Origin of the sequence: Methylobacterium terrae, from assembly GCF_003173755.1 — a bacterium.
Taxonomy (GTDB): domain Bacteria; phylum Pseudomonadota; class Alphaproteobacteria; order Rhizobiales; family Beijerinckiaceae; genus Methylobacterium; species Methylobacterium terrae.
In genome coordinates this window covers 1,432,880-1,451,284 of sequence record NZ_CP029553.1, presented here as the reverse complement: position 1 = coordinate 1,451,284, position 18,405 = coordinate 1,432,880, and the positions used below count along the sequence as shown (strand labels likewise).

15 protein-coding genes are annotated in these 18,405 nt (G+C 71.4%); 7 read left to right on the top strand and 8 right to left on the bottom strand.

Annotated features, from left to right (window positions below):
* Positions 1 to 17 precede the first annotated feature (17 nt).
* The 4 genes from fliI to DK419_RS06470 all read right to left on the bottom strand — a co-directional run bounded on the left by fliI (position 18) and on the right by DK419_RS06470 (position 4,010).
* On the bottom strand, positions 18 to 1,346 hold the full coding sequence (gene fliI / locus DK419_RS06485) for a flagellar protein export ATPase FliI (RefSeq protein ID WP_109958360.1): 1,329 nt from the start codon (positions 1,344 to 1,346) through the stop codon (positions 18 to 20).
* A 1-nt stretch (position 1,347) separates the two neighbouring features.
* Entirely contained in the window at positions 1,348 to 2,076 is a 729-nt protein-coding gene (gene flgF / locus DK419_RS06480; RefSeq protein ID WP_109958359.1) for a flagellar basal-body rod protein FlgF, read from the bottom strand.
* 7 nt (positions 2,077 to 2,083) lie between these two features.
* Positions 2,084 to 3,310: a DUF1217 domain-containing protein gene (locus DK419_RS06475; protein WP_109958358.1), complete on the bottom strand. Its 1,227-nt coding sequence runs from the start codon at positions 3,308 to 3,310 to the stop codon at positions 2,084 to 2,086.
* Positions 3,311 to 3,422: 112 nt separating this feature from the next.
* Positions 3,423 to 4,010 carry a hypothetical protein gene (locus tag DK419_RS06470; protein WP_109958357.1) on the bottom strand — a complete coding sequence of 196 codons (588 nt, stop codon included), beginning with the start codon at positions 4,008 to 4,010 and terminating at the stop codon, positions 3,423 to 3,425.
* A gap of 160 nt (positions 4,011 to 4,170) precedes the next feature.
* Between DK419_RS06470 and DK419_RS06465 the strand changes: the two genes are divergently transcribed.
* Complete coding sequence (locus tag DK419_RS06465; RefSeq protein ID WP_109958356.1) at positions 4,171 to 4,491, top strand: PilZ domain-containing protein; 321 nt, start codon at positions 4,171 to 4,173, stop codon at positions 4,489 to 4,491.
* A 162-nt stretch (positions 4,492 to 4,653) separates the two neighbouring features.
* Here DK419_RS06465 and DK419_RS06460 read toward each other — a convergent pair whose 3' ends face one another.
* Entirely contained in the window at positions 4,654 to 6,390 is a 1,737-nt protein-coding gene (locus DK419_RS06460; protein WP_109958355.1) for a class I adenylate-forming enzyme family protein, read from the bottom strand.
* A gap of 52 nt (positions 6,391 to 6,442) precedes the next feature.
* Positions 6,443 to 7,216 (bottom strand): SDR family oxidoreductase, encoded by a 774-nt coding sequence (locus tag DK419_RS06455; RefSeq protein ID WP_109958354.1) that lies wholly within the window; start codon positions 7,214 to 7,216, stop codon positions 6,443 to 6,445.
* Between the two features lie 245 nt (positions 7,217 to 7,461).
* Here DK419_RS06455 and DK419_RS06450 point away from each other — a divergent pair, with 245 nt between their 5' ends.
* The 6 genes from DK419_RS06450 to DK419_RS06425 all read left to right on the top strand — a co-directional run bounded on the left by DK419_RS06450 (position 7,462) and on the right by DK419_RS06425 (position 16,615).
* The gene (locus tag DK419_RS06450) at positions 7,462 to 8,664 is read left to right on the top strand and encodes an acetyl-CoA C-acyltransferase (RefSeq protein WP_109958353.1); all 1,203 of its coding nucleotides are present in this window, start codon (positions 7,462 to 7,464) and stop codon (positions 8,662 to 8,664) included.
* 78 nt (positions 8,665 to 8,742) lie between these two features.
* Positions 8,743 to 10,830: a 3-hydroxyacyl-CoA dehydrogenase NAD-binding domain-containing protein gene (locus DK419_RS06445; RefSeq protein WP_109958352.1), complete on the top strand. Its 2,088-nt coding sequence runs from the start codon at positions 8,743 to 8,745 to the stop codon at positions 10,828 to 10,830.
* Between the two features lie 321 nt (positions 10,831 to 11,151).
* The gene (gene pimC / locus DK419_RS06440) at positions 11,152 to 12,360 is read left to right on the top strand and encodes a pimeloyl-CoA dehydrogenase large subunit (protein ID WP_109958351.1); all 1,209 of its coding nucleotides are present in this window, start codon (positions 11,152 to 11,154) and stop codon (positions 12,358 to 12,360) included.
* 218 nt (positions 12,361 to 12,578) lie between these two features.
* On the top strand, positions 12,579 to 13,727 hold the full coding sequence (locus tag DK419_RS06435) for an acyl-CoA dehydrogenase family protein (RefSeq protein WP_109958350.1): 1,149 nt from the start codon (positions 12,579 to 12,581) through the stop codon (positions 13,725 to 13,727).
* A gap of 128 nt (positions 13,728 to 13,855) precedes the next feature.
* Complete coding sequence (gene tkt / locus DK419_RS06430) at positions 13,856 to 15,832, top strand: transketolase (RefSeq protein WP_109958349.1); 1,977 nt, start codon at positions 13,856 to 13,858, stop codon at positions 15,830 to 15,832.
* Positions 15,833 to 16,267: 435 nt separating this feature from the next.
* Complete coding sequence (locus tag DK419_RS06425; RefSeq protein WP_109958348.1) at positions 16,268 to 16,615, top strand: BrnA antitoxin family protein; 348 nt, start codon at positions 16,268 to 16,270, stop codon at positions 16,613 to 16,615.
* Positions 16,616 to 16,643: 28 nt separating this feature from the next.
* On the opposite strand, the gene DK419_RS06420 is transcribed toward DK419_RS06425, so the two are convergent.
* Together DK419_RS06420 and DK419_RS06415 are read right to left on the bottom strand one after the other, a co-directional pair.
* Entirely contained in the window at positions 16,644 to 17,582 is a 939-nt protein-coding gene (locus DK419_RS06420) for a dihydrodipicolinate synthase family protein (RefSeq protein ID WP_208642290.1), read from the bottom strand.
* Positions 17,583 to 17,603: 21 nt separating this feature from the next.
* On the bottom strand, positions 17,604 to 18,371 hold the full coding sequence (locus tag DK419_RS06415) for a FadR/GntR family transcriptional regulator (RefSeq protein WP_109958347.1): 768 nt from the start codon (positions 18,369 to 18,371) through the stop codon (positions 17,604 to 17,606).
* Between the last annotated feature and the right edge of the window lie 34 nt (positions 18,372 to 18,405).

Here is an 18,405-nt window from a genome sequence, read left to right as displayed (position 1 = left end):
CCGGAGGACCATGGCGTTCAGCCCCGCAGGCTCTGGGCGAGCTCGAGGAACGCGTCCCGGCTCGGCGGCTGGCCCGGATCCTGGTGCAGGGCGTCGTAGATCCGCGGCACCAGGCCGATGGCCTGGTCGAGCTCAGGCTCGGTCCCGGCCCGGTAGCCGCCCATCAGGCGCAGGTCCCGGGTCTCCTCGTACCGGGCCATCATCGCCCGGAGCTTGCGGATCAGGTCGCGCTGCTCGGGGGTCCAGACCTCGGTGGCGAGCCGCGAGATCGAGCCGAGGAGGTCGACCGCCGGGTAGCGCCCCTGCTCGGCGATGGCGCGGTCGAGGACGACGTGGCCGTCGAGGGTGCCCCGGATGCTGTCGGCGACGGGGTCGTTGTGGTCGTCGCCGTCGACGAGGACCGAGAACACGCCCGTGATGGTGCCGGTCCCTTCCAGGCCCGGGCCTGCCCGCTCGAGCAGGCGCGGCAGGTCGGAGAAGACGCTCGGCGGGTAGCCGCGGGCCACCGCCGGCTCGCCCGCCGCCAGCGCGACGTCCCGGGCGGCGTGGGCGTAGCGGGTCACCGAATCGACGATGAGCAGCACCGATTCGCCGCGATCGCGGAAGGCCTCGGCGATCGCAAGCGCCGCCCGGGGCGCCTGGCGGCGCATCATCGGGCTCTCGTCGCCGGTCGAGACCACCACCACGGCGCGCGCGCGGCTCGGTGCCAGCGCGCCCTCCAGGAACTCGCGCACCTCGCGCCCGCGCTCGCCCACCAGGGCGACCACGACGCTGTCGAAGCCTTCCGCGCCGGCCAGCATGGCGAGCAGCGTCGACTTGCCGACGCCGGAGCCCGCGAAAATGCCGATGCGCTGGCCGGCGCAGAGCGGGGTGAACAGGTCGAGCGCCCGCACGCCGGTGCGCAGGGACGCGCGCACCCGGGCGCGGCCGAGGGCCGCCGGCGGATCGGCGTCGAGCGGGGTGGCGCGCGCGCCGACCGCCAGGGGTCCGGCCCCGTCCACCGGGCGCCCGAGGGCGTCGACGACCCGGCCCTTCCAGCTCGGATCGGGCCGCAGCTCCGCCGGGCCGAGCCGGCGGGCGATGGTGCCGATCCCGGCCTCGACCCGGCTCTCGTAGGCCTTGAGGGTCGCGCCCTCGGCATCGACCCGCACGATCTCGCCGACCTGCTCGCGGCCGTTGGCTGAGAACGCCATCCGGTCGCCCAGGCGCACGAAGGGCGCGACGCCGCCGATGCGGCAGGCGCTCGCCGTCACCTCGCGGACCGGCCCGCCGACCCGCACCAGGGCCCCGTCCTGCCGCGCGGCGGCCATCGCCTCGGCGAGGCGCGCGATCGGGTCGGCGTTCATCTCAGCTGCCCTGCGGCGAGAGCGACTTCACGGCGCTCTGGAGCGAGGATTCGGCTTCCGCGGTCGCCGTGGCGGCGCTCTCGAAGGCGCGCTGGATCGAGATGAGCTTCGTCATCTCCATGATCGGGTTGACGTTCGAGCCCTCGACGTAGCCCTGGACGATGCCGATCCCGGTGAAGTCCTGAACGGGCTTGGCCGGCAGGCTCGGCGTGACGGCGTTGCCCGGCGCGCGGGTGAGCGTCGCCGCCTTGTCGATCGTGTAGACGCCGAGCGCGCCGACCTGGTTGGTGCCCTGGTAGATGCTGCCGTCGCGCCCGATGGTCGGCGGTCCCTGTTGCGGATCGAGGAGGAGCGGCGCGCCGCCCGGATCGAGCACCGGCTGCCCGGTCAGGGTGCGCAGCTGGCCGGTGGCGTCCATGGTCAGGCGCCCGTCGCGGGTATAGGCCGGGCCCGAGGTACCCCGGATCGCCAGCCAGGCATCGCCCTGCACGGCGACGTCGAGGGGCGAATCCGTCCGGGAGACCTGGCCGGAGGCCCGCGACAGGTACGTGTCGCCCGAACCCACGAAGGCCACCGCGCCCTTGGTCGCCTGGGCGAGCAGGGCGGAGAACTTGGTCTCCTCGGCGCGGAAGCCCGCGGTCGCCATGTTGGCGACGTTGTTGGCGGTGGTCGTCAGGCGCTTGTCGAGGGCGACCTGGGCCGAGAGGTTGACGTAGAGGCTGTTCTGCATCGTCGCCTCACGCCTGGCCGTTGCTGAACAGCGCCAGGATCGGATCCGTGGCGGTGTTGTTCTGCGCGTCCCAGATCGCCGCGAAGCGCCGGGCGAAGGCCTCGACCTTGGCCGGGTCCCGGAAGCTCGCGAAGTCGACCTTGGACGAGATCAGGGTCGCGCGGGCGGCGAGCGCCTCGCTGGTCGTGGCGCTGCTCGTCGCCGGCAGGCCGATCACCGTGTTGACGACCTGGGTCAGGGCGGCGTCGCTCAGGATGTCGTAGCCGCTGCCGAGCGTCGGCGCCTTGCGGGCGAAGTAGAGGGCGAGGCGCACCCCGGTATCCTCGGCGCCGGCATCCGATTCCAGGCTCTGGCGCAGGTAGGCGTCGACCACGCCCTGGACGTTGGCGTCAGGAGGGACGTCCGTGCCGTTGCCGATGTCGACGGCCGTCTGGCCGGGCGCGGACAGGGCGGCGTTGCTGACGCTCACCGTGCGGACCTTGCCGCCCGCGAGGGTGACCGTGTCGGCATTCACGCCCTCGCCGCCCGGCGCGCCGTCGAAGCCGTAATCGGTGATGCCGGTGGTCTCGAAGAACAGGGTGCCGTTGACGCCGATGCCGACCTGCACCAGGCCCCTCAGCCCGTCGGCGCCCGAGGCGCCGATCTGGGCGCTGATCGCCTGGCCGATCTCGGTCTGGGTGACCTGGCTCAGGTCCGCGACCTTGCCGGTCAGGCTCGCCCGGTTGAGGACGATGGTCGCCGTCTTCGTCGTGCCCGCGTCGACCTGCGAGGAGAGCGTGAAGCGCGCCTCGCCGGTGCCGGAGAAGTCGTAGGTCTCGTCGAGCGCGCCTGCCAGCGAGAGCCGCGCGCCGACCGCCGGGACCTGGCCCGTGTCGGTCAGGACCGCGTCGGTGCCGGTCGCGGAGGCGCCCTGCGTGAAGTCGAAGGCCTTGGCGAAGGCGACGTAGCGGTCGTCGGCGAGCCGGTTGGCGAAGGCGGCCGGGTCGCTCGTGCCCTCGGTCAGGACCTTGCGCATGAACGCCTTGGCGTAGCCCATGTCCTCGAGGCCGAAGGCCTTGACCGCGTAGCTGTAGAGGCGCTGGTCGGCCATGAAGTCGTCGACCGACTTCACCTTGCCGATATTGGCCTGGTAGTAGGCGGTCTCGCGGGCGACGGTCGGCTCGGCGCCCTTGCGCTGCATCGAGGTCGCGAGGTTGCGGGATACGAGCAGGTAGCTCGTCAGGGTGCTGGTCACGGGTTCAGGTCTCCGGCCCGTCGGCCCGGGGCGGCGGGACGGCGCCGCGCGAGGCCCCGCTCTGGCCCCCGCTCTAGGCAGCCACGCTTGCTCGGAGCTTGCCGTGCCCGGCTCACAGCGCGGTCGGTCCGATGATGGTCTCGGTGGTGATCACGATCCAGCCGGCGCCGGTGGAGCGGATCGACAGCACCCGGCCGGCGCCCGGCAGGGTGGAGCCGATCCCGACCTGGTGCAGGCCGTCGCGCCCCTCGATCACGGCCTGACCGGCGGAGACGCGGCGCAGGGCGTAGCCCGAGGGCGGCGGGGCCATCCGCTCCGGCAGGGCCTCGGCCCGGATCGCTCCGGGCGCCGGCGGGGCGTCCGGCAGCGAGCCGGTGATCAGAGGATCGAGATCGGTCTCGGGCGGGCGCGTCTCCGCCACGCTCCGCTTCCAGGCGAAGGGCCCGGTCGTGGCCGGCAGCACCGCCTGCACGTCGTAGGGCCGGACCGGCCGGGACAGGGTGTAGCCGGCAAACCCCGTGGCGATGAGCGCCAGCAGGATGGCCGCCCCGAACACGCCCCGCTCGGCCGCCGCCTCCCGGGCCCGCCGGCGGGCGATCAGGCCGGCGATCGGGCTCTCCGGCGGCAGGGAGGGGCGCTTGGATTTGGCCTTGAGGCCGGATTTGGCCTCGAAGCCGGGTTGGGCCGGGTTTGCGGACATGGCCGGGGATCGGTCGCGACGTTGATGGCTAACGAGAGATGAAGGAACAGGCTTGACGAGTGGTTAACGGGGCCGTCCGGGCCGCAGGCCGGGTTTCCGCCCCGCCCGGAAATGGCGTAAGCGTCGCCGGACGGGCGCCAGGGCCCGGTGCGGGGATTCCATGACCGATCGGCGGGAGAGCGATGGCGCCGGGGACGGGGACGGCCGGAGCGCCGACCCGATCCCGCGCGCGGGCCGGCGCCGCCGCGTGTTCCAGCAGGGCCGGCTCGTCCTCGGCCCCGACCGCCTCGTCGCCTGCGAGGTCACCGACGTCTCGACCGCCGGGGCGCGCCTGCGCGTGCCCGCCCGCATCGCGCTGCCGGAGGCGTTCGCCCTCGTCATCGCCGCCGACGACCTGCGCACGGTCGCGGTGCGCCTGCGCTGGCGCCGGGGCGACTTCGCGGGGGTGACCTTCGAGGGGGCGGGGGTCTACGTCGGTTGACGCGGGATCGTCGCTGCGTCGGATCGGTCGAAGCAAACTGAGATTCCGAACGGCATTCCTCGAGGGAAACGCTGTTGACTGCTCCGCCGTATCCTGCACCACCCGTGCATCCGGGCTCCGCTCCCGCGGCCCCGGAACGCCCTGGGGGATCCCCGGCGCCCCTCAGAACAGCTTCTTCAGCTCGCTCTTCAGGATCTTGCCGTTCGGGTTGCGCGGCAGGATCTCGTCGTGGAGCAGGATGCGCACCGGCACCTTGAAGGCCGCGAGGCGCCCGGCCACGAAGGCGCGCAACGCTTCCTCGCCGGCTTCCGCCCCGCGGGCGATCGCCACCACGGCGCCGGGCTCCTCGCCGAGCGTCGGGTGCGGGATGCCGACGACGGCGGCGTCGACCACCGCCGGGTGCTCGTAGAGGACGCTCTCGACCTCGCCGCAATAGATGTTCTCGCCGCCGCGGATCAGCATGTCCTTGGCCCGGTCGACGATGGTGATGAAGCCCTCCTCGTCGATCCGCGCCAGGTCGCCGGTGCGCAGCCAGCCGCCGCGAAACACCGTCGCGTCGGCATCGGGCCGGTTCCAGTAGCCGGCGATCACGATCGGTCCCTTGACCCACAGCTCGCCGACCTCGCCCGGGGGAAGGGGCGTCTCCTCGGGATCCATCACCTTCGCCTCGCAGATCGGCAGCGGCGGCCCGCAGCTGTCGGGGCGGTGGACGTAGTCCTCGCCCTGGTGGTGGGTGAAGGTGGCGGTGGTCTCGGTCATGCCCCAGCCGGTGGCGGGCTGCGCCGCGGGGAAGGCGGTCCTCAGGCGCCGCACCAGCTCGGCCGGGGCCGGGGCGCCGCCGTAGCTGATCGTCTCCAGGGAGGAGAGGTCGTGGGTGCCGGCCGCCATCCCGTCCAGGAGCTGGAACGCGATCGTCGGCACGCCGCCGGCGCTGGTGCAGCGCTCGCGCTCGATCAGCGCCATGGCGCGGGCGAGGTCCCAGCGCCGCATCATCACCAGGCGCCCGCCGCGATGGAGGTTGGTCACCAGGGTCGCGAAGCAGCCGGTGACGTGGAACAGCGGGATCGACAGCAGCGCCGCCTTCTGGGGCGCCGTCGGATCCGGCGCCGGCACCGGCTCGCCCCGGCGCAGGAAGGCGCGCGCCGCCGAGAAGGGATGCGCCATTACCCCGCTCGCCCCCGCGCGCTGCGTGCTGACCGCCCCCTTCGAGCGGCCGGTGGTGCCCGAGGTGTAGAACAGGGTGGCGGCATCCTCCGGGCCGATCGCCACGTCCGGCAGCCTCCCCTCCGGCAACCCGCCCCAGGCCGGGACCGGGCCGATGAGGTCGGTCAGGCTCTCGGTGCCGGGGGCCGCCGGCGCGCGGGCGATCAGCACCCGCTCGAGGGCCGGATAGCCCGCGCGCCGGTCGGCGATGCGGGCCCAGCGCTCCTCGTCGACGATGGCGACGCGGGCACCGGAATCGGTGAAGCCGTGGTCGAGCTCCGGGCCGGTCCACCAGGCGTTCAGCGGCGTCGCGATCGCGCCGGCGAGGATCGCGGCGAAGAACGCCACCGGCCATTCCGGCAGGTTGCGCATCGCGATCACCACCCGGTCCCCCGGGCGGACGCCGCCGCGCACCAGGTCCGCGGCCAGCGCCAGCGTGGCGCGACCGAACGCCTCGAAGCTCGCCCGGTCGTCCTCGTAGACCAGGAAGGTCTTGTCCCCGTGCGCCCGTCCGGCCACGAAGATGTCGCGCAGGGTGAGCGGCGCGTTGACCCAGATCCGATTCGGCACGCCGCGGATCGGGATTTCCGCGATGGCGAAGGGCGCCCCCGGCGCGGTCAGGCGCGCGGTCGCCTCGGCGAGGGAGAGGGCGGGCCAGGACGGCACGGTCGTCGGCACGGTCGTCGGCTCGGTCATCGGCGGGCTCGTGATGATGGGCTCTCTGCGGTCGACGGGACGACGGTCGGGCTCACGTGATGGTCTGGCCGCCGTCGATCACGATGCTCTGGCCGGTCATGAAGGCGCCGGCCGGGCTCGCCAGGAACACCGCCGCGCCGGCGATCTCGTCCGGCTGGCCGATGCGGGCGAGCGGCGTGCGCGCCGTGTAGGCGGCGCGGGACTTCGGGTCCTCCCACAGCGCGCGGGCGAAGTCGGTCTGGATCAGGCCCGGCGCGATGCAGTTGACCCGCACGTTGTGGGGCCCGAGCTCGACCGCGAGGTTGCGGGCGAGCTGGAAGTCCGCCGCCTTCGAGACGTTGTAGGCGCCGATGACCCCGGAGCCCTTCAGGCCGCCCACCGACGAGACCAGGATGATCGACCCGTCCTTGCGGGCGATCATGCCGGGCGCGCAGAAGCCGATCAGCCAGTGGCTGGCGACGACGTTGTTGTCGAGGATCTTGCGGAACTGGTCGTCCGAGATGCCGCTCATCGGCCCGTAATACGGGTTCGAGGCGGCGTTGCAGACGACCGTGTCGATGCGCCCGAAGCGGTCCTCGGTGCCCTTCGCGAGCCGCTCCAGATCGGTCTTCGACGAGATGCTGGCCGGGATCACGTGGGCCCGCTCCTCGCCGTGGCGCGCGTTGATCGCCTCGGCCACGGGCGCGCAGGCCTCCGCCTTGCGCGAGGAGATGACGACCTTCGCCCCGTGCTCGGCCAGGCGCTCGGCGATGGCCCGGCCGATGCCGCGCGACGAGCCGGTGACGATGGCGACGCGGCCGGAGAGGTCGAAGAGCGGCGACTGCATGGGGCGTCCTCCCGCAGGCCCTTGCCAAAACAGGCCTTGCTTTTGAGGCGACCTTAGCCCTGTATGGCGATTAAGCAAGCCGTGTTTTCGAAAACGCGGCCGTGGGGTGGTCGGACCGGGGGTGTTGTCCCTCGCTCGACCTCGGGTTTCGGAGGCCTTGCGGCTCCATACCCAATCCACGATAATGAGGCAGAACCCCGCCCCGCCCGAGAGCGGCGGACGGGGTCGTCGGAGGAAACCGAAAGATGCGGGAAGCCGTCATCGTCGCCACCGCGCGCACCCCCATCGGCAAGGCCTACCGGGGCGCGTTCAACGACACGCAGGCCCAGGCGCTCGGCGGCCACGCCATCGCGCACGCCGTTTCGCGCGCCGGCATCGACCCGGCCGAGATCGGTGACGTGGTGATGGGCGCGGCCCTCCAGCAGGGCTCGACCGGCGGCAACATCGCCCGCCAGGCGGCGCTGCGGGCCGGCCTGCCCGAGACGGTCGCCGGCATGAGCCTCGACCGGCAATGCGCCTCGGGCCTGATGGCGATCGCGACGGCCGCGAAGGAGATCGTCACCGACGGTCTCGACGTCGCGGTGGGCGGCGGCCTCGAATCGATCTCGCTCGTCCAGAACGACAAGGCCAACCGCTTCCGGGGCCAGGACCCGTGGCTCGTCGAGCACGTGCCGGCGATCTACATGACGATGATCGAGACCGCCGAGAACGTCGCGGAGCGCTACAAGATCAGCCGCGAGGCGCAGGACGCCTACGCCCTGCAGTCGCAGCAGCGCACCGCCAAGGCGCAGGCCGAGAACCGCTTCGCCGACGAGATCGTGCCGATGGCGGCCCGCATGGCCGTCGTCGACAAGGCGACCGGCGCGGTCTCGCACAAGGAGATCACGCTCGCCCAGGACGAGGGCAACCGGCCCCAGACCAAGCTCGAGGACCTGCAGGGCCTGAAGCCCGTCTTCAAGGACGGCCAGCGGATCAAGGAAGGCCGGTTCATCACCGCCGGCAACGCGAGCCAGCTCTCCGACGGCGCGGCGGCCGTGGTGCTGATGGAGGCGCGCGAAGCCGAGCGCCGGGGCTTGCAGCCGCTCGGCGCCTATCGCGGCATGGCGGTGGCCGGCTGCAACCCGGACGAGATGGGCATCGGCCCGGTCTTCGCGGTGCCGAAGCTGCTCAAGCAGCATGGCCTCAGGGTCGAGGACATCGACCTGTGGGAGCTGAACGAGGCCTTCGCCAGCCAGGTCCTCTACTGCCGCGACACGCTCGGCATCCCGGACGAGCGCCTGAACGTCGATGGCGGCGCGATCTCGATCGGCCACCCCTACGGCATGTCGGGCGCGCGGATGACCGGGCACATCCTCCTGGAAGGCCGCCGCCGCGGCGCCAAGTACGGCGTGGTCACGATGTGCGTCGGCGGCGGCATGGGGGCCGCGGGCCTGTTCGAGATCTACTGAACCTGCCACATATTCCGGCTCGTGACGGCGCCCGGCAAGAGGCGCCCGGAGGACGCCGGCAGAGGGATTTTTTCGGATATGGCGCAAGATACGCCCGCTCAAACCCCGGTCTCGACCGCCCGCGAGGGCGCGGTCGCGGTGCTGACGCTGCAATCCGGCCCGGTGAACGCGCTGGGCACCGCGCTCCGCCAGGGCATCCTGGCGGCCCTCGAGGCCGCGGAGGCCGACCCGGCCGTCCGGGCGATCGTGCTGATCGGCGGCGGCCGGATGTTCTCGGCCGGGGCCGACATCACCGAGTTCGGCAAGCCGCAGAGCGGCATCGGCCTGCCCGACCTGCTCAACCGCATCGAGGCGGCCGGAAAGCCCGTCGTCGCGGCGATCCACGGCAACGCCCTCGGCGGCGGCCTCGAGACCGCGCTCGCCTGCCACTACCGGGTGGCGGTGCCGTCCGCCAAGGTCGGCCTGCCGGAGGTCAAGCTCGGCATCCTGCCGGGTGCGGGCGGCACCCAGCGCCTGCCGCGGGTGGTTGGGCCGCGAAAGGCCCTCGAGGTCATCGTCGGCGGCTCCCCGATCGGCGCCAAGGCGGCGGCCGCGATGGGGCTGATCGACGAGCTGGCGCCGGAGGACGGGCTTCGCGCCCACGCAATCGCCTTCGCCGAGCGCGTCGTGGCGGAAGGTCGTCCGCTCCTGAAGATCCGCGACCGCGACGACAAGATCGCCGAAGGCCGCGAGAATCCGGGCCTGTTCTCGGCGTTCCGCGAGGAGAACGCCCGCAAGACCCGCGGCTTCGAGGCGCCGGAGGCCTGCATCGCCTGCGTCGAGGCGGCCTGCCGCCTGCCCTTCGACGAGGGGCTGGCCTTCGAACGCACGGAGTTCCAGAAACTCGTCTCCGGCACCCAGTCGGCGGCGCAGCGCTACGTGTTCTTCGCCGAGCGCCAGGCCGCCAAGATCCCGGACGTGCCCGACGACACGCCCGCCCGCCCGATCGCCCGGGTCGGCGTCATCGGCGCCGGCACGATGGGCGGCGGCATCTCGATGAACTTCCTCAACGCCGGCATCCCGGTGACGATCGTCGAGACGAAGCGCGAAGCGCTCGACCGCGGCCTCAAGACCATCCGCACCAACTACGAGAACACCGCGAAGAAGGGCCGGCTGCGCCCCGAGGACGTCGAGACCCGGATGGGCCTCCTGTCCGACACCCTGGAGCTGGAGAAGCTCGCCGAGTGCGACCTCATCATCGAGGCCGTGTTCGAGGATATGGGGATCAAGAAGGAGATCTTCTCGAAGCTCGACACGATCGCCAAGCCCGGCGCGATCCTGGCCTCCAACACCTCCTACCTCGACGTCGATGCCATTGCGGCGATGACCAGCCGCCCGGCCGACGTGATCGGCATGCACTTCTTCTCGCCGGCCAACGTCATGCGCCTGCTGGAGGTCGTGCGCGGCGAGAAGACCGCCAAGGACGTCATCGCCACCGCGATGCAGATCGGCCGCAAGGTCGGCAAGATCCCGGTGCTGGTCGGGGTGTGCCACGGCTTCGTCGGCAACCGGATGCTGGCGCAGCGCCAGCGCGAGGCGAACCGCCTGATCCTCGAGGGCGTCACCCCCTGGGACGTCGACCGGGTGGTCTACGAGTTCGGCCTGCCGATGGGCCCGTTCACGATGAGCGACCTCGCCGGCCTCGACATCGGCTGGAGCGCTGAGACCAACAAGTCGGAGAGCGTGCGCGACCTCCTCTGCGAGCAGGACCGCCGCGGCCAGAAGACCGGCGCCGGCTTCTACGACTACGACGCCAAGCGCAAGGCGACGCCCTCGAAGGTGACCGAGGAGATCATCGCGCGCGTCGCCGAGCGCCAGGGCGTGACGCGCCGGGACGCGACCGACCAGGAGATCCTGGAGCGCACCCTCTACCCGATGGTCAACGAGGGCGCGAAGATCCTCGAGGAGGGCAAGGCGATCCGGGCCTCCGACATCGATATCGTGTGGATCAACGGCTACGGCTGGCCGGTCTATCGCGGCGGCCCGATGTTCTGGGCCGACACGATCGGGCTGCCCAAGGTGCTGGAGCGCCTGCGCGCCTACCAGGCCGAGTACGGCGACGAGTTCAAGCCGTCGGCGCTGCTGGAAAGGCTGGCGGCCGAGGGCAAGGGCTTCAAGGACCTGTAGCGCAGATCAACCCTCCCCCCTCTGCTCAGGGCTGTCCGGGGAAAATCCTTTTTAGAATCAAGCGCGGGATGCCCTCTCCCGGGTGGGAGAGGGGTAGGGGTGAGGGTGACACGTTTCCGCATAAGTCGCTGAACGTGGTGCTGGCAGCTCGATGGTTCAGGGTCGTTGCGGAAGCCGAGCCACCCTCACCCCCGACCCCTCTCCCACACGGGAGAGGGGAGGCGCGCGACTCTTTTCCCCGGACAGCCCTGCCCTTTGCAGGGGAGGGTTTGGACGTCGAGCGAATAGATTCAAGATAATCAATCGTTCAGGAGGCACCCCATGGACCTTCGCTTCACCCCCGAGGAGCGCGCCTTCCGCCAGGAAGTCCGCACCTTCTTCCAGGAAAACCTGCCGCAGGAGATCCGCCAGAAGCTGATCGACGGCCGTCACCCGTCGAAGGACGACATCGTCACCTGGCAGAAGATCCTCAACAAGAAGGGCTGGGCGGTGCCGAACTGGCCCGTCGAGTGGGGCGGCACCGGCTGGGATCCGGTGCGCCAGTACATCTTCCTCGACGAGCTCCAGAGCTTCCCGGCCCCGTCGCCGCTGCAATTCGGCGTCTACATGGTCGGCCCGGTGATCGCCCAGTTCGGCAACGAGGCGCAGAAGAAGCACTTCCTGCCCCGCATCGCCAACATCGACGATTGGTGGTGCCAGGGCTTCTCCGAGCCCGGCTCCGGCTCCGACCTCGCCTCGCTCAAGACCAAGGCGGTGCGCGAGGGCGACCACTACGTCGTCAACGGCCAGAAGACCTGGACAACGCTCGGCCAGTACGCCGACTGGATCTTCTGCCTGGTGCGCACCGACGCGACCGTGAAGAAGCAGGAGGGCATCAGCTTCCTCCTCATCGACATGAGGACGCCGGGCATCACCGTGCGGCCGATCCAGACCATCGATGGCGGGCACGAGGTCAACGAGGTCTTCTTCGACGACGTCAAGGTGCCGGTCGAGAACCTGGTCGGCCAGGAGAACAAGGGCTGGGACTACGCCAAGTTCCTGCTCGGCAATGAGCGCACCAACATCGCCCGCGTCGGCGTCTCGAAGCAGCGCATCCGGCGCCTGAAGGAACTGGCGGCGATCGAGCGCGTCGGCGACACGCCGATCCTGGAGAACCCGCGCTTCCGCGAGAAGCTGGCGGCGCTCGAGATCGAGCTGAAGGCGCTCGAGATGACGCAGCTGCGGGTCGTGGCCGCCGAGCGCACCCGCGAGAAGGGCAAGCCGGACCCGGCCTCCTCGATCCTCAAGATCAAGGGCTCGGAGATCCAGCAGGCCACGACCGAGCTCCTGCTCGAGGTCGTCGGCCCCTACGCGCTGCCCTACGTGCCGGAGGACGAGGGCGACGAGCACTTGAGCAACGAGCCGCCGGTCGGCCCCGACTGGGCCGGTCCCGCCGCGCCGACCTACTTCAACTGGCGCAAGATCTCGATCTACGGCGGCTCGAACGAGATCCAGAAGAACATCATCGCGAAGGCGATCCTGGGGCTCTGAGGATGGCGGCGGGACGACCGGCCCCTCCGACCCTCGACCTCCTCCTGAGGTGTCGGTCCATCGTCGATGGACCGACCTCGAAGGAGGGCTCCGGGAGGAGCCGCGATCCCTGGAGCCCTCCTTCGAGGCTCGCTGTCGCTCGCACCTCACGATGAGGTCGCGGACGGGATGAAGAAACGCAGCCGCGCCGAGGCGCTGGCGAGAACGGAAACGACCCGATGGATTTCGATCTGAGCGAGGAGCAGCGCCTCCTCAAGGACAGCGTCGAGCGGCTGCTGGCCGACCGCTACGACTTCGAGGCCCGCAAGCGCCACGGCCAGGAGCCCGAGGGCTTCGCCAAGGCGATGTGGGCATCTTACGCCGAGCAGGGCCTGCTCGCGGTGCCGTTCTCGGAAGAGGATGGCGGCATCGGCGGCGGGCCGGTCGAGACCATGATCGTCATGGAGGCGTTCGGCGGCGCGCTGGCGCTCGAGCCCTACCTCGCCACGGTCGTGCTCGCCGGCGGCGTGCTGCGCCACGCCGCGAGCCCCGAGCAGCGCGCCGGGTGGCTGCCGGGCCTCATCGCCGGCGAGACCCGCTACGCCCTCGCGCATACCGAGCGCCAGGCCCGCTACGACCTCCACGATGTCGGCGTCACCGCGCGCCGCGACGGCGACGCCTGGGTGCTGGAGGGGGAGAAGTCCCTCGTCCTGCACGGCGACAGCGCCGACCGGCTGATCGTCTCGGCCCGGACCAGTGGCTCGCGCCGCGACCGCGACGGCATCGGCCTGTTCCTGGTCGAGGCCAATGCCGAGGGCGTCTCGCGCCGCGGCTACCCGACCCAGGACGGGATGCGGGCGGCCGAGGTGTCCCTGTCCTCGGTCCGGGTCGGGGCCGACGCGGTGATCGGCGACCCCGCGAACGCGCTGCCGGTGATCGAGCGGGTCACCGACGAGGCGATCGCGGCGCTCTGCGCCGAGGCGGTCGGCGCGATGGACCGGATGCACCGGCTGACGGTCGAGTACCTGAAGACCCGCAAGCAGTTCGGGGTGACGATCGGCTCGTTCCAGGTGCTGCAGCACCGCGCCGCCGACATGTTCGTCGCCCTGGAGCAGGCGCGCTCGATGGCCTTCCTCGCCACCATGATGGCGAGCGAGGACGACGCGGACGAGCGCGCCCGCGCCATCGCCGGGGCCAAGGTGCAGATCGGCCGCTCCGGCCGCATCGTCGGCCAGGGCGCGGTTCAGCTCCACGGCGGCGTCGGCGTCACCATGGAGTACAGCGTCGGCCACTACTTCAAGCGGGTCACGATGATCGACCAGCTGTTCGGCGACGCCGACCACCATCTCGGCCGGGTCGCCCGGATGGGCGGGCTGATCGCCGCCTGACGCGGAGACGAGCGGGAGATGAATCCCGCTCATCTCCGCGGGGATAAAACTCGTTTGAGTTCCGCCCCGGGGGGCGGTTGGGTGATCGTGCCTCAAGAGCACCCGACGATCCCCGGGAGGGAACCCAGATGACCGGCACCGAGCCGCGCGCGCTCGCGGATGCGATCCGCTTCCTGTCCATCGACGCGATCGAGCGGGTGGGCGAGGGGCATCCCGGCACGCCGCTCGGCGCCGCCGACACGGTGACGGCGCTCTTCACCCGCCACCTCAAGTTCCTGGCCCGCGAGCCGCTGTGGTTCGACCGCGACCGCTTCGTCGAGTCGAACGGCCACGGCTCGATGCTGCTCTACTCGCTTCTCCACCTCTCGGGCTACGAGGGGATCGGGCTCGACGACATCAAGCGCTTCCGCGAGCTCGGCTCTCCCTGCGAGGGCCACCCGGAATACGCGCCCGCCCACGGCATCGAGACCACCACCGGGCCGCTCGGCCAGGGCATCGCCAACGCCGCCGGCATGGCGCTGGCGGAGGCCTACCTGAATCGCTGGCTCGGGCCCGACATCATCGACCACCGCACCTACGCGCTCGTCGGCGACGGCTGCCTGCAGGAGGGGGTCGGCCAGGAGGTGATCTCGCTCGCCGGCCACCTGCGCCTCGGAAAGCTGACCTTCCTCTGGGACGACAACCAGATGACCGACGACGGCGCGATCGACCTCGCGCTGAGCGACGACATGGCGGCGCGCTTCCGGCTCAGCCACTGGCACGTGCAGGAGGTCGACGGCCACGACATCGAGGCGGTCTCGGCGGCGCTCCTTCTCGCCAAGGTCGATCCGCGCCCCTCGATGATCCGCTGCACCACGGTGATCGGCCGCGGCCTGCCCGGCGTCGAGGGCACCCGGGCGGCGCATTCGGCCCGCATCCCGGCGAGCTTGAGCGAAGCCGCCCGCAAGGCCCTGAACTGGCCCCATCCCGCCTTCGAGATCCCGGACGAGATCCGCGCCGCCTGGCGCCGGGCCGGCGAGCGGAACGCCCCGGAATTCGAGTCCTGGACCCGCCGCGTCGCCGCGCTTCCACCCGAGCGCCGGCGCCTGCTGGATCGCCTGCGCGAGGGCAAGCTGCCGGAGGGCTGGGAGGCGCCGCTGCGCGCTTTTCGCGACGAGGCCGCCCGCTCGGGCGGGGCGCAGTCCGGCATCGCGCTCTCGGGTGCGCTGGTCGACCGCCTCGCGGAGGCCATCCCCGAACTCCTCTCCGGCGCGCCGGACCTCGAGGGTGCGACCCAGCACAAGCGCAGCCTCAGATCCTTCACGGCCGAGGACCAGGGCGGGCGCTACGTCCATTACGGCATCCGCGAGCACGCCATGGGGGCGATGATGAACGGCATGGCCGCCCATGGCGGCGTCGTGCCGGTCGGCGTCACCTACCTGGTCTTCTCGGATTACCTGCGCCCGGTCTTGCGCCTCGCCGCCATGATGGGCCTGCCGGTGCCGTTCGTGTTCAGCCACGATTCGATCGGCATCGGCCGCAACGGGCCGACCCACCAGCCGGTCGAGTACCTGGCCTCCCTACGGGCCATTCCCAACATGCTGGTCCTGCGCCCGGCCGACGCCGTCGAGGCGGCGGAATGCTGGGAGATCGCGCTCGAGACCCGCACCGGACCGTCCTCGCTGATCTTCGCCCGCCAGGCCCTGCCGGCCCTGCGCCGCGACGGCGCGGGCGAGAACCGCTCGGCCCGGGGCGCCTACGTGCTGGAGGAGGCGTCCGGCCCCCGCCGGGTCACGCTCCTCGCCACCGGCTCGGAAGTGGCGCTCGCCGTCGAGGCCCGCCGCCGGCTGGAGGCCGAGGGCATTCCGACGGCGGTCGTCTCGATGCCGTCCTGGGAGCTGTTCGAGCGCCAGGACGCCGCCTATCGCCGCGAGACGCTGGGGCCCGGCACCGTCCGGGTCGGGATCGAGGCGGCGGTGCGCCTCGGCTGGGACCGCTACCTCGGCGAGGAGGGCGGCTTCGTCGGCATGAGCGGCTTCGGCGCCTCGGGGGCGGAGGCCGACCTCGCCCGCCATTTCGGCTTCACGCCGGAGCGGGTGGTGGAGGAGGTGAGGGCGCGGCTATGAAAATACCCAGGACCGCGGTCGCGTGAGGCGCGGACGGTGACGCCGCAATCGATACCGTCCACCTTCGCCTCCTCGCCCCGCAACGCCGCCCAACTAGCGGACGCACGAACTGACCACACGCGCGTCCGTCCACTTCCCATTGCAAAAGTATATATTACAATATACTCGTCTCCCATGGAACGCCTGTTCGGATGCTGCCCCGGTAAGCGTGCTTGGTTGCAGCAGGAGCGCGGCTTCGACCTGCTGGATATGGCAGAGGTTTTCGCGGCTGGCAGGCGCCTCGATGCTGCCGATCTACGCTTCGATTTTGGCGAAGTGCGTCGTGTCACGATAGGAGCAGCATTAGGCAGAATTTTACTGTCGTGTACACCATGCGTGGACCAACGACGTGGCTGATCACGGCTTGGCCCGCCAATCGAAAGGAGCGCGCACGCTATGGCGAACGCTGATCCCATCGTCTTCACCCGCTTGGCGGACGGCACGCTGCTGCGGCGCGATGCCGACGGAGCGTTCCGGCCGATCGCATCGGAAACGGATCATACCCGCCTCGCGGCCTGGAGCGAGAGGGAGATCGAGGAGATGGCAGCCGCGGATCCGGATCACCCTGGTCTCGACGATGCGTTCTGGGACGGCCTCGACGATCCGGCGCCCGGCAAGGAGGCGATCTCGATCAAGCTCGATCGCGACGTGCTGAGCTTCTTCCGCCAGGAAGGTCGCGGCTACCAGATACGCATCAATGCCGTGCTGCGCCACTCCATGCAGGCGAAAGAGAGAGCGGGCTGACACCCGCTCCTCGCATCCGTCACGGCCGTCACCGCCCCCAGCGCAGCACCGCCGCATCGAGGCTGCGCGCGATCTCGATCAGACCGGCCCGGGTCGCCGGGTGCGGCAGTTCCAGGGGGGCGCGCACGGCATCCGAGCGGATGACGCCGCCCTCCTTCATCAGGATCTTGGCGGCCGCCAGCCCGGTCTGGCGGTTCTCGTAGTTGATCAGCGGCAGCCAGCGGCCGTAGGCCTGCACCGCCTCGTCGCGGCGCCCGGCGAGGTAGGGGTCGAGGATCCGGCGGATGCCGTCCGGGTAGCCGCCGCCGGTCATCGCGCCGGTGGCGCCGGCATCGAGGTCGGCGAGCAGCGTGATCGCCTCCTCGCCGTCCCACGGGCCCTCGATCGCGTCGCCGCCGAGTTCGAGCAGCGTGCGGAGCTTGGCCGCGGCCTGGGCCGTCTCGATCTTGAAGTAGGAGACGTTCGCGACCCCGCGGGCGAGCCGCGCCAGGAAGGCGGCCGAGAGCGTGGTGCCGGAGACCGGCGCGTCCTGGATCATGATCGGGATCGAGATCGCGTCGGAGACGGCCTGGAAGAACCGCTCGATGCCGGCCTCGGTCACCCGGATCGTCGCCCCGTGATAGGGCGGCATGATCATCACCATGGCGGCGCCGAGTTCCTGCGCGCGGCGCGAGCGCTCGGCGCAGATGTGGGTGGCGAAGTGGGTGGTGGTGACGATCACCGGTACCCGGCCCGCGACGTGCTCCAGCACGGCCGTCATCACCTCGTCGCGCTCGGCATCGGTGAGGACGAACTGCTCGGAGAAGTTGGCGAGGATGCACAGGCCGTGCGAGCCCGCCTCGATCATGAAGTCGATCGCCCGGCGCTGGCCGTCGAGGTCGAGGGTGCCGTTCTCGTGAAAAATCGTCGGGGCGACGGGGAAGACGCCGCGATAGGGGCGGGAAGCCGTCTTGATGTCGATGGTCATGGCGGTGTCCTCCTTGGGGTGTCAGGCCGCGGCGCCGTGCCGGCGCAGGCCGTTATGGATGACCTCGGTGATGGCGGCGGCGGCGGCTGCCGGGTCGCGAGCCGCGATCGCCGCGACGATCCGGGCGTGGGCGGCGAGGGTCGTCTCGCGCTCCGCCGGCTCGACCGGGGCGCTCAATTGGAACGAGGCCCGCAGGGCGACCTCGATCACCCCGCCGATCGAGCGCATGAAGGGGTTGCCGGAGGCGACGGCCACCGCGACGTGGAGCGCGAGGTCGCCCTCGGAGAACCCCTCGGAATCGGACGGCGCGGCCCGCATCCGCGCCAGCCCCGCCTCTAGGGCGGCGAGGTCGTCGGGGGTCCGGCGCTCGGCGGCGAGGGCCGCCGCCGCGGGCTCGACGGCGAGGCGGATCTCGGCGAGGTCGCGCAGGAAGCGCCGGTCGATGCCGGCCTCGAGGTGCCAGGCGAGCACGTCGGCGTCGAACATGTTCCAGGCCGCGCGCTCGCGCACCACGGTACCGACCCGGGCCTTGGTGGTCAGGAGCCCCTTGGCCACCAGCGTCTTGACGCTCTCGCGCAGGACCGGCCGCGACACCCGGTACGTCGCCAGCAGGTCGCCGTCGCCCGGCAGCTTGGCGCCGGCGGCGAAGCGGCCGGCGATGATCGCGGTGCCGAGGCTGCGCGCCACCTCGGCGTGGTTCGAGCGCGCTCGCCCGGTCGGAATCACCACCAGGCCGGTGCCGGGCGGTGCGGGATCGGCGGCCCGGAAGGGGGAGAAAGGCGCGCGCATGGATCGAGACGGTCCGCCGACGGGGAGGCGCCAA